This is a genomic window from Planctellipticum variicoloris, from assembly GCF_030622045.1.
GTDB lineage: Bacteria > Planctomycetota > Planctomycetia > Planctomycetales > Planctomycetaceae > Planctellipticum > Planctellipticum variicoloris.
Genome location: NZ_CP130886.1, coordinates 4,690,158 through 4,701,776, shown reverse-complemented (window position 1 = coordinate 4,701,776; position 11,619 = coordinate 4,690,158). Strand labels below are relative to the sequence as shown.

The 11,619-nt window shown below is 63.0% G+C and carries 9 protein-coding genes; 1 reads left to right on the top strand and 8 read right to left on the bottom strand.

The window, feature by feature from the left end; translation table 11 throughout:
- Nucleotides 1–230: 230 nt before the first annotated feature.
- The 5 genes from SH412_RS18320 to SH412_RS18300 form a co-directional block, all read right to left on the bottom strand.
- Nucleotides 231–743, bottom strand: coding sequence for a hypothetical protein (locus tag SH412_RS18320; protein WP_336519456.1), 513 nt, complete (start codon nucleotides 741–743; stop codon nucleotides 231–233).
- A gap of 252 nt (nucleotides 744–995) precedes the next feature.
- On the bottom strand, nucleotides 996–1,661 hold the full coding sequence (locus tag SH412_RS18315; RefSeq protein ID WP_336519455.1) for a hypothetical protein: 666 nt from the start codon (nucleotides 1,659–1,661) through the stop codon (nucleotides 996–998).
- A gap of 283 nt (nucleotides 1,662–1,944) precedes the next feature.
- A complete protein-coding gene (locus SH412_RS18310) occupies nucleotides 1,945–2,478 on the bottom strand; it encodes an RNA polymerase sigma factor (RefSeq protein ID WP_336519454.1) in 534 nt (177 codons plus the stop codon).
- A gap of 232 nt (nucleotides 2,479–2,710) precedes the next feature.
- Nucleotides 2,711–3,820, bottom strand: a complete 1,110-nt coding sequence (menC, locus tag SH412_RS18305; RefSeq protein WP_336519453.1) for an o-succinylbenzoate synthase — start codon at nucleotides 3,818–3,820, stop codon at nucleotides 2,711–2,713.
- 123 nt (nucleotides 3,821–3,943) lie between these two features.
- On the bottom strand, nucleotides 3,944–5,833 hold the full coding sequence (locus SH412_RS18300) for an Hsp70 family protein (protein ID WP_336519452.1): 1,890 nt from the start codon (nucleotides 5,831–5,833) through the stop codon (nucleotides 3,944–3,946).
- A gap of 137 nt (nucleotides 5,834–5,970) precedes the next feature.
- On the opposite strand from SH412_RS18300, the gene SH412_RS18295 reads away from it, so the two are divergent.
- A complete protein-coding gene (locus SH412_RS18295; RefSeq protein WP_336519451.1) occupies nucleotides 5,971–7,329 on the top strand; it encodes a hypothetical protein in 1,359 nt (452 codons plus the stop codon).
- A gap of 14 nt (nucleotides 7,330–7,343) precedes the next feature.
- On the opposite strand, the gene SH412_RS18290 is transcribed toward SH412_RS18295, so the two are convergent.
- From SH412_RS18290 to SH412_RS18280, 3 genes are all read right to left on the bottom strand, one after another.
- Entirely contained in the window at nucleotides 7,344–8,543 is a 1,200-nt protein-coding gene (locus tag SH412_RS18290) for an acyltransferase family protein (RefSeq protein WP_336519450.1), read from the bottom strand.
- Nucleotides 8,544–8,860: 317 nt separating this feature from the next.
- Nucleotides 8,861–9,835, bottom strand: coding sequence for an alpha-E domain-containing protein (locus SH412_RS18285; protein ID WP_336519449.1), 975 nt, complete (start codon nucleotides 9,833–9,835; stop codon nucleotides 8,861–8,863).
- Nucleotides 9,836–10,008: 173 nt separating this feature from the next.
- Complete coding sequence (locus SH412_RS18280) at nucleotides 10,009–11,490, bottom strand: circularly permuted type 2 ATP-grasp protein (protein ID WP_336519448.1); 1,482 nt, start codon at nucleotides 11,488–11,490, stop codon at nucleotides 10,009–10,011.
- Nucleotides 11,491–11,619 lie beyond the last annotated feature (129 nt).

Genomic DNA, 11,619 nt, shown 5'->3' with positions numbered 1-11,619 from the left:
GGGTGTCGGAGCGAAGCGCCCCTCAACCCCCGGCTACCGTCTTGCCATCCCTGCGGGATGGCCGGAGGGGTTGATACGATTGTTTGCGAGGGTGGTTTTCGGTCGGTACGGGAAACGTAAAGAGCACTGGGGCTGAAGGCCACCAATGGCGCCCGCTGGAGGGAAGCGCAAACCTTTCCCACTTCAGAAATCATCGGTGCGGGTGGATGGATCCCTCTTCATGCGGCGTGTTATTTCATGCGACGAGTCATCCGGTCACTCCACGCCGTCAGTGTCCAGCCCAATGCGAGCACGAGGCTCAGTCCGGCCAGCGCCCCAATCCAGGGGTGATTCCACCGGCTCCCGACCCACTCGCCTGCTGCGACGATGAGCATGGGAATCCCGAACAGCACAATCATCGCTCCGGGCGCTTTCAGGAATGCCATCAACGGCCATAATGCGCAATCGAGAACGGTCGCTTGGGGGCAACCCGGCCTCGGTTGATGCAAGTAGATGGCGATTCCCACACCGAACCACGTGACCGCCAGGAGAGAGAGCAGCGCGCCCGGGCTTTCCCCATTCGCCGTCGAAGTGATCATGCCCCCGATGAGAATCGCTGCGATCGCCAACACCGCGGCACTGATGAGCCAGTCATAGAACCGTTCCGCCCATCTCTGTCGTGCCGCAATTCCGACACCGGCTGCCGTCATGCCACCGAGCCATACGGTGAAAGCAATGGCCAACATCCAAGTGAAGTGCGTCACCTGTGGATCGCGAGGGCCGAAATACAGTCCGATCGTAAAGAACGAGAAGAACGGTCCGAAGACTCCAGCGAGACACATTCCCAACAGCCGGCCTGACGGCGGCGTCGGATGATCGGTGTCGGGCATGGCGGGGCGACTCAGGGATCCTCGGGACTCGCATCCAGCAATCTGCCGTTTCTTCTCACCGCCGCCGAATCCGGCGTCCACGCAGAAACTCATCTCTGAGCCGGCAGCGGGGCCGGCCCCGCCGGCCTAGGTCACCGGGCGTGAGTTCGCGATGGTCTGCCGCAGCAGGTCCAGCGCCCCGGGATCGCTGTGCAGGAGGCAGATGTAGACGGTGCTTCCTTCGGTCCAGGCGACGAAGCCGTGGGGGCCGTGGTAGCGGATTTCGCCGTCCAGCATGTTCGTTGCGGCGGGGGGCTGCACGAACCAGGTGACCGGGACCAGCATCAGTTGGCCGCCGACTTTCGCGGCGAGCCGCCGATGGCGGAATTCGAACTCCGCGACGGCCAGCGTTGCGCCGTCGGTCCGGCCGGGAACGGGGGCGGCTTTCCAGCTTTGGAGTTTCAGGCCGGAGACCGATTTCCAGCCGTCCGGCCAGTTGGCGGGGGGGGCACCGGCGTAGGCGGGCAGCGATTTGAGATTCCATTGCGCCGTCAGCAGGTCGGCCATGGCGATCGTCGGTCGTCCGGCGGGGGTAAGCCAGCCGGTCCACCAGGCGCCGCAGAGGACGAACAGGGCGATGGCCGCCGAGAGAAGGCTCCGCCGGGCGAGGCGGGATCGTCTGCGGCTGGCCGCGGCGACATCGTCCGACTGCGGAGCGACTGTCTGCAAAGGGGCCGCCTGCGATGCTGCCGGGAGTTCGAGCCGGTTGAGGATCCGTTGCTTCAAATCTGCCGGCACGGCAACGTCGCGCACGGCCGCTCCCAGCGCCTGATCCCAGGGGTCGCGCGGCGCGGAATCGCTCCGCCCGCCTCCCGCTGAGGCATTCGAAGACGCTGAAAGTGATCGGTCCAGATCCATGATCGTTGGAGCAGAGAATAGGGGGTAGGGAATCGGGAATCGCCAGAGAAGAGGGCTTATCGCTTATCGCAGATCGCCGGAAAAGAGGCGATGCACATTGACTCTTCGTCTGGCTCTCGACTCTCGACCCTCAGCTCTCGGCTTCTTCCTTTCGACATTTCGTGAAACTCGTCCTGACTTAGCTCACGCCCGCCGACTTCAGCCGGCGGGCCGGGGGTTGCTCTTCGCGCCGTCCGAGTCGCTGCTTCAGATGGGATTTGCCCCGGGCCAGCCGGCTCATGACCGTCCCGATCGGAACGTCGAGCTGTTCGGCGATCTCCTGATAGCGGAATTCTTCGAAGTAGAACAAGATCAAGGGCGTCCGAAACGCCTCCGGCAGTTCCTGCAAGGCCGCCTGCAGCTCTTCCGGATCGATGGCTCCGTCCGGCGGACCCGGTTCACGACAGTCCACTGGTTCGAGTTCCAGGGACTGCGGTTCAACGTGCCGACGGCTCTTCAAATACAGATTTCTCAGAATCGTACAGAGCCAGCCGCGGGCGTTCTCGGCGGACCGCAACTGTTCCAGCCGCTCCTGAGCGATGAGAAACGTCTGCTGAGTGAGGTCATCCGCGTCCGCCGCTTGGCCGCACAACCGATACGCGTACCGATAGAGCAGCGAGGCATGCTCTTCGACAAGCTGCGTCAGTGTGGGGAATTCGCCTGCGTCGGTCATGGAGACCTCACCGGAAGTGTGATCCGTCCGATACTCCATTATTCCCGCAAATCTGCCGGGGCAGGCGGATTGCGGGGGATGTTGCGGGCTCCGTCCCTGTGACTGCGTTGTTTGACCTGCGGGGTGGCACGCTCTGAGTTCTCGAAGGACTTGGATTCGGTGGAAAGTTCACGCCCTTCGCGAAGCCTCTGGGCGTGCCACCCGGACTTTGCAACTCCATCCAACACGGACATCAGCCTAACACGGCCGATTGACGGATGCACCGGTCCAGCCGGGAGGGGACCGGTTCGGGGGACTGGCGGAGTGCGCGGACTGCCGGGAGTCCGGCGGCGTCCCGGACCAGTTCGATCGCCGGGTCGGCCAGATCTGCGACGTAGAACCGGCTGGACGGGAAAATGTCGGCCGGGTAGGTGAAGTTCGGCAGCATGGCCAGAGCCACGCAGGTCGACGCCCCAACCGCGCTTTCCAGCATGCCGCCGACCCAGCAGGGAATCCCGGCCTGAGCGCACAAGTCGTGGATCTGCACGGCGGGCGTCAGTCCGCCGACGCGTCCCGGTTTGACGTTGACGAACCGGCAGCTCTGCTGGTCGAGCGCCTGCCGGGCGACGCGGAGGCTGGTCACGCTTTCGTCGAGGCAGACTGGCGTCCGGATCTGCCGCTGGAGTGCGGCGTGATCGAGGACGTCGTCGTAGGGGAGGGGCTGTTCGATCATCGCCAGCTCGAATTCGTCGAGGCTTTGAAACAGAGGCACGTCGGCCAGCGAATATCCGCTGTTGCAGTCGATGTGGATCGTCTGCCGCGGGTACTGCCGGCGGACGGCGGCGACCATGTCGCGGTCCCAGCCGGGGCGGAACTTGAGCTTGATGCGGGGAAAGCCCTCGTCGACCGCCTTCCCGACTCCGGCGAGCAGATCGTCGAGGGAGTCCATCACGCCGAAGTCGGCGCCGACGGCGACGGTCTCCCGCGTCGCGCCGAGGAGTTCGTGCAGCGGCCGATTCTCGATTCGCGACTGGAGATTCCACCAGGCGGTGTCGAGAACCGCTTTGGCGAAGGGATTTCCCTTGAACATCCCCAGCCGCTGCTGCAGGTCGGCTCCGGACGGGATGTTCTGATGGAGCAGGGTGGGGCCGAGCCAGTCGCGGCAGACGGCGAAGACGCCTCCCGCCCATTCGGGGCTGTAGCAGGGGGCTGCAAAGGGGCTGCTTTCGCCCCATGCGGAGACGGACCCGCTGGTCAGCCGGCAGAGGACCGACTCGACGGCGGCATCTTCGCCGTAGGCGGTCCGCCAGGGGAAGATCAGTGGCATAGCCACGTGGAAGAGTTCGATGCGATCAATGCGCATGGAGGGCGTTCATTCTGAATTGTTGAGAGTTGAGAGTTGAGAGTTGAGAGTTGAGAGTTGAGAGTTGAGAAGAGGTTCCCCTGCTTGCTTCTCTTCACCAGCCACTATCCACTAACCACTACCTCACCTCTTCTTGGGCAGGGGGGGGAGCGGTTGCGGTTTGACTTTGGGGACGGCCTGCAGCGGCGGGGCCGAGGCTTTGGGCCTCGCTCGCGGGGGCTCGCTGACCGGTTCGAGGTCGATGATTTCGTCGTCCATGGGCAAGGGGGGCGGTGCGGGGCGCGAGCTGGAGCTTTTCGCTGGTCCGGCGGGCCTTTGCGGCTCCGGGATCGCACGGGGTTTGAGGCGGGGATCGCGTTGGCCGGCCGGTTCCCGCACAGGGACGGGGACTTCCTGGGAATCGAGGTCGAACTGTTTCGGCTGCGGTTTTGCCCCCACGCTGGAGGGGGCTGGCACTTGCGGGGCGTTCGTCGGCATGGCGGCTTCGTCCTGAAGCGCGCTGACCAGCACGTTTTCGGTCCGTACGATCTCGGTGTGGGCTTCCTGCCCGGTTTCGACGACCTTGGCCGACACGTGAACCCGCGCTTGTTCATCGTATTGAATGGAGACTTCGATCTCGGTCCCCTCGGGGAGGTTCGGGGGGAGCGGGTCGATGACGCAGGTTCCCAACTCGACGAACTGCTGATCGGCGGCCGTTCCGCTTTCCACGATGTGCAGGTGGACGCGTTTCTGGTTCGGCATCACCGTGCCGACCATCTGGGTGACGGACGCGGGCAACTGGGTGTTGGCCGGCAGCATGTAGTGGGGGACGCGCTGTTCGTCGTCGAGATCCCGGACGAGGATTCCGAGTGCGCGCGCGTTGACGCTCTGCTGGCGGAACTGCTGCAGGCGGGCGGCGGCGGTGGGATTGAGGATCGATCGGGCGAAGGCGTTGTTCGACAGCAGCATGCCGGCGTAATAGGTCGCCCCGTGGGCGATCGACTGGTCGGGCGAGAGCGACGTGTTCAGCGTCGTGCCGCTCAGTTTTTTGAGCAGCGTGCGCACCATTGGCATCCGCGAGGCGCCGCCGGTGGTCAGCACGACGTCGACGTGAGCCCAGCCGAGTTTGTTCTCTTCCAGCAGTCCGACCGTGAGCTGCTCCATGCGCTCGACGAGGTGCTGGGTCAGTCGCTCGAACTGCTCCTGTTCGACCTGGTAGGTTTTGCGATGGCCGCCCGCCTGGCAGGTGAGGGCCGCGCGCGGTCGGACCGACAGGCTCCGTTTGACCTGTTCGACTTCGAGGGAGAGGGCCTGGGCGCTTTCGCGATCGGCCAGCGGGTCGGGACCGAATTCCCGCTGGAACTGGCGAGCGATGGCTTTCTGCAGGGCCTGGTTCCAGTCGAGGCCGCCCAGATGCAGATCGCCGCCGCTGGCGACGACGCGGACTTCGTTTTTCTGGTAGCGCACCAGCGAGAGGTCGAACGTGCCGCCGCCGAGATCGGCGACCATGATGAGCTGCGACGTGGCCAGTTCGGTAAACCAGATGCCTTCGGTCCCGAGCACGAAGCAAAGGGCGGCGGCGACCGGTTCGTTGATGATGTCGACGTGCTTCAAACCGGCCCGACGGCCGGCTTCGGCGGTGGCCTGCCGCTGGATGTCGCTGAACTGAGCGGGGACGGTGATGACCGCTCGGTCGATTTCACCGATCCGCTGACGGGCGTTTTCCAGCAGCGACCTGAGAATGATCGTGGCGACGTCCACGGGTGTGAAGCGTTTGCCGGCGATCTGCCAGACTTTGGAGGCGTCTCCCATCCAGCGTTTGGAATCCTGGATGACGCGGTCGGGGTGGCGGATCGAGTTCCGGATGGCTTCCATGCCCACGAGGAACCGGTCGCCGTCGACCAGGACGGCGGAGGGGGTGCTCAGTTCGCCGTCGGGATTCGGGATGGTGATCGGTTCGCCGTGCTCGTTGAGATACGCGATGCAGGAGTAGGTGGTGCCCAGATCGATGCCGACGGCATGCGTGGGAAGCATGGTCTTCGCGTCCTTCGGAGTGGCGGAATGGTGCGACTGGCGTGGTGGAGATGTCGAAATCAATGCTACCATGACCTGTACGCAGCCACCAACTCCCGTTCAACAGCGTTCGACAAAAGTTCTGCCCCGGACCGGACATGCCCCGTATCCAACGGATGATCCGCGACGCCTGTACGATGGACGTCCACGTCCGTCGACGGCGGAAGCGTTACGGCCACAACGAAGAGATCGACGGACGTGGACGTCCGTCGTACGGGACTCTGTCCGTCGCCAGGCCGTCGTTTCTCAACCGCTCGTCCGTTGCGGTCCTGGGGCGAAGCTTGCCGATCGCGCCAGCTCCCCTGTCGGTGCTGATTCTGCTGCTGGTCTTGCAGGCCGAGGCCATCGCGCAACCTGGCCCCCCCGACCTGCCGGCCGATCCCGTCACGGGCGTCAAGCTCCGCCAGGATCTCGATCGGCCGCTGCTTGGAAGCTGGGAGAACGTGGAACTGCGGGACCTGCTGCGAAGGGTGGGAGTCCTGCGGAATCTGTCGGTGATTCTGGACCGGCGCATCGATCCCACGGTGCAGCCGGAGATCCAGTTGACGGGGGCGCCGCTCCGGCAGGGCTTCGATCAGATTGCCCGGATGACGGGGGGCGGCGCCAGCTTTCCGCAGAGCGTGGTTTACATTGGGCCGTCGGCAGCGGCCCGGACGCTGCGGACGTGGATCGAGGTGAAGATCGCCGAATTGTCGAGTGCCGGGCTGCAGATCCCGGAGAATCGCCAGTTTCAGTTGCTGGCCCGGCACAACTGGCGGTGGGATGATCTTGAGACCCCGGGGGAGATTCTGCAGCAGATCGCCGGTACGACCGATCTCGAAATCCGTGGTTTCGAGCGAATCCCGCACGACCTGTGGGCCGGGGCGATACTGCCCGACACGACGACGCCCGAAGCATTGGCTCTGGTGCTGATTCAGTTCGAGCTGACTTGGAACTGGGCGGAACAGGGGCGAGCGATTGAGATTGTTCCGATTGCGGCGGCGCCGGTCGTTGAGCGTCGGTTGAAGCTGCCCCGAGGCCTGAGCGCTGAGAAAGCGGTGGAAAGGCTGCAGGCCGAGCTGCCGGACCTTGCCCTCGAACCAGCTCGGGGGGAGATCCTGGCCCGGGGCTACCTCGAAGATCTCGACGAGGCTCCGCAGGTGATGTCCTCGGCAAACGGACGTCGGCCGACCGCTTTGAAGGGGCCGGAGCCGGTTCGGAACCGGAAGCTGACGCTCCGCACGGTCCGGACGCCGATTCGAGCGATTCTTGGCGAGTTGGAGAAGACCGGGGTCGTCTTCGAGTACGACGCCGACGAGCTCCGTGAGGCGGGGGTCGATCTGGGGGCAGAGGTCACGGTGGAAATACGCGATGCGGATGCGGACGCGTTTTTCAAAGTCCTCTTTGCGGGGCAGGGGGTGCGGTGGGAGATTGAGGGGCTGGTGGTGCGGTTGCGGGGGGATGAAATCGGGAAGTGATGCTGACGTCGAAATCAGATTGGAAAGTCTGGATTTCGGACAGGAATTGTTGCGCTGACAGCGGTCGCCGGCAATGGGCCGCGAACTGTCGCCCGAGATTTGGCGCCGGGAATGAATGGGCGCTCGCAACACAGGTAGAAGGCATAGCACATCAAAGATGTGAGGCCGATCACGCTCACGTCAAAGGCGATGCTGTTCTCCGGGAAAAACTGCCGCAGCGGCTGCATCGCCAGGAATCTCAGCCTGCCGTGCAGCAGATAGAGTGAATACGACATGGCTCCCACTGCCCCTGTCAGCCAAGCTGCGATACGTATTGCCCGGAATCGCGAACCGACGAAGAGTTCCGCATAGGGTTCGTCGAAGACGTTTAGAGCGAGCAGAAAGACGCCAAATCCTGCGGCAAAAGCGATCGGCAAAAGCGAGACTTCGAATGTCAGCAGCGTCAGCAGGGCGATCACCAGAGCCGTAGCGAGGATCGCTGCGATCGAGCGGACGACGGGGTTCGGACCGAGTTTCGGGAACTGTAATCGAGCGATGATCCAGTAGACGGCGATTCCGACGGCAAACATTGGCCAGTACGGCAGAAACAGTCCGCTGAGGCCGGCGCCGGGAACCCATTGGCTGGCAATGGCCGCTGCCGTAATCAGCCAGAGCGTCGCGGCATAGAATCGTCCGGTTGCAACAGCGGCGGCCATCGCGAGATAGAACTGTACTTCAATTGCCAAGGTCCAGTAGACCGCGTTGATCGTCGTGAACTTGTATTGCAGCGATGTCGCCTCTGGAACGTACTGAAACACTTGAACGAGAGTCGTCAGCCTCAGCCAATCCCAGACGGAGTACGTCAGGAAGCCGTAGTTCAGATGGCTGGCAGACGGAGCCGTGTACGTTCCGGTCTTCAAGCTGCTGAGAAACTCGATGACGAATGGGACAGCGACCGTTACTGCGATCGAGCACCAGAACGGGGGATAGATGCGCCAAGCTCGACGCTTCATGAAGTCACCGGGAGTTCGTCCGGTTTCGAGCGTCTTACAGGCGGCTGCGGTGATGCAGAATCCGGAGATCACAAAGAACATCGGGACGCCGAGTTCCCCGTGCCGCAGAATCTGGTAGATCCATGGCAGCTTGTGCTGAAATTCCTCCGAGAACCCCAGATGAAAGCAGAAGACCCACAGCGCGGCTAAACCTCGCAAGGGATCGAGCAGTGCGAATCGCATCAGTCAGCGCCAGGGTTGGACGGGAGTTGATAGGACGCGGTTCCGCCTCCATCGCAACGAAGTCAGAATCTTATCAGATCGTGCGGCGTGGGCTGCTCGCTACGGGGGGATTGCAATTTGAGCGAATGTTCACTGCGGCCGCGAACGATTCGATGGTTGTAGCGATTGTAGCGGGGCTCTGTGCAGGAATGACGACGATCCAGGCGGTGACAATCGACTGCCAGGTTTCAATTGCTGGGTCACGCCCAGAATCCGGGCGTCGGTCAGCGTCGGTTGTCCGCCGCAGCGGGGGGACGATCGTCAATGCCCGTTGCGAATCAGTCGGACCACTGGCTCTGTCGCATGGATGGATCGACGGGGGTCCGGCGGCGGCCGAAGTAGGTTTCGTTAATCGCCGATCCGAGTCGATTCAGATCGATCTGCAACGTGTCGATGAATTCGTGCAGGCCGCCGTTGATGATCGTGTCATTGGTCGTCACGGCGAGGCGCTGTTCGATTTCGCCGGCGAGCTGCAGGGCGGGATTGGAATTGAATTCCGGGCCGCCGACCTGGTTCAGCGATCTTGCTGCGGTGCGGACGCAGTAGTGAATGGCGCGCGGGAAGCGGGTGTTCAAGACCAGGAAATCGACGATCCGGTGAATTGTGATCGTGTGGTAGCGTTTGCGGAACATTTCGAAGCCGCTGACCGAGCGGAGCACCGCCGACCACAGCAGGTCGTCGACGGTCGTGCCGACGGAGGAGACGTCCGGCAGCAGCGTGAAGTATTTGACGTCGAGGATGCGGCTGATCTTGTCGGCCCGTTCGACGAAGCGGCCGATGTTGGCGAAGTACCAGCCCTTGTCGCGCGACATAGTGCTGTCGAAGACCCCGCTGAAGAGGTGGCTCTGTTTTTTGACTTCGCTGTAGAATTCCGAGTTCGCGGCGGAGACGCCGGGGTCGGCCGCCTGTTTGACAAACAAGTAGAACTCGTTGAGAGTTTCCCACGCTTCCGAGGAGATCGCTTCGCGGACGGTCCGGGCGTTTTCGCGGGCCCGGCTGACGGAAGAAAAGATCGAGTGCGGATAGTCGCGGTCGAAGGTCAGGAAATGTCGGACGTTCTCGGACGAAAACTCGCCGTAGTGTTCGCGAAAGTACTCGGTGTCTCCCGTGGCGCGGACGAGCGGCTCCCACTGCTCTTCGGTGCTGTGATCGAGGATCACGTTGAGCGTGACGTCGATGAATCGTGCGAGATTCTCGGCGCGTTCCACGTAGCGAGCCATCCAGTAAATTGAACTCGCGACCCGGCTCAGCATGACTTTGGTCTCGTATCTGGCAGCGAATAGGGAGTCGGGAATAGGGAATAGCCAGAGGAAGGAGGCTGATCGCAAATCGCTGATCGCGAATCGCCAGAGGAAGGGGCTGGGGGCCGTCTCTGGCTCTGGACTCTCGTCTCTAGACTCTCGACAACTTTCGGCATTTCCTTGCACTACATGGCTGCATCCGTTTCGCTGGCGTCGGTGGGGCGGCCGTCGATGACCCAGGTGTCTTTGCTGCCGCCTCCCTGCGAGGAGTTGACGACCAGCGATCCCTTCTTGAGGGCGACGCGGGTCAGGCCGCCGGGCAGGACCCAGACCGAGTCGCCGCCGTAGAGAACGTAGGGTCGCAGGTCGACGTGTCGACCTTCGAAGTGATCGCCCACGACGGTCGGCACGCGCGACAGGGAGAGCGTCGGCTGGGCGATGTAGTTGCGGGGATCGGCTTCGATCCGGCGGGCGAAATCGCGCTGCTCTTCGACGGTCGAATGCGGCCCGATCAGCATGCCGTAGCCGCCGGCTTCGTTCGCCGCTTTGACGACCAGTTCGTCGAGATGCGCCAGCACGTACTTGCGATCCTCTTCGCGCTGGCAGATATAGGTCGGCACGTTCGGCAGAATCGGCTCCTGACGCAAGTAGAAGCGGATCATCTCCGGGACGTAGGCGTAGATGACCTTGTCGTCGGCGACTCCGGTGCCGGGGGCGTTGCAGAGGGCGACGTTCCCTTCCCGGTAGGCATTCATCAGGCCAGGGACTCCCAGCATGGAGTCCTTGCGGAAACATTCCGGATCCAGGAAGTCGTCGTCGATCCGTCGGTAGATGACATCGACCTGCGCGAGTCCGTCGGTCGTGAACATGTAGACGCGATTGTTTTCGACGACGAGGTCTTCTCCCTGGACGAGTTCGACTCCCATCTGCTGCGCGAGGAAGGAATGTTCGTAGTAGGCCGAGTTATAGATGCCCGGCGTGAGTACGACGACGGTCGGATCGGGTTTGCCGTGCGGCGCGACGCTGGAGAGGGTGTGGAAGAGCTGGGTCGGGTAGTTCACGACGGGGCGCACTTCGGACGCGGCGAAAGCGACCGGGAAGCTGCGCTTCATCACGAGCCGGTTCTGGAGGACGTAGGAGACGCCGGACGGGCAGCGCAGATTGTCCTCCAGAACGTAGATCGCTCCGTCGCTGTGCCGCACGAGGTCGGTGCCGGTGATGTGGCACCAGATGCCTCCGGGGGGCTTCAGTCCGACGCATTCGGGACGAAAAGACTTGGCCTTATCGAGCATTTCCCGCGGGATGAGCCCCTCTTGAACGATCAACTGGTCGTGATAGATGTCGTCGAGAAACCGGTTGAGCGCGGTGATCCGCTGCTTCAGTCCGGCTTCGATGTGTCGCCAGTCGGAAGCCTGCACGATCCGCGGAATGACGTCGAACGGGAAAATCTTCTCCGTTCCCGCATCGTCGCCGTAGACGGTGAAGGTGATGCCCATCCGCAGCAGCGCGCTCTCGATCGACTGCTGCCGGGCGCGCAATTCGCCGGGTGGCAGGTCGTTGATCCGCTCGATCAGCCGTTCGGCGCCCTGGCGGGGCGTGCCGTTGGGGAGGAACATCTCGTCGAAAAAACCGTCCGTGTCGTAGTCTGCAAACGTCAGTTCTGCCATATTCGCGCATCTATCATTCGGGGCGTCGGCTTCGTGATCTGTCGCGGCAGGGTGTCTCCGGACGATAGCGTAATTCGTCGTCAAAGGCGACCGGTCGCGAGGAGTCGTGGCAGCCAGCCGGCCCCGGGG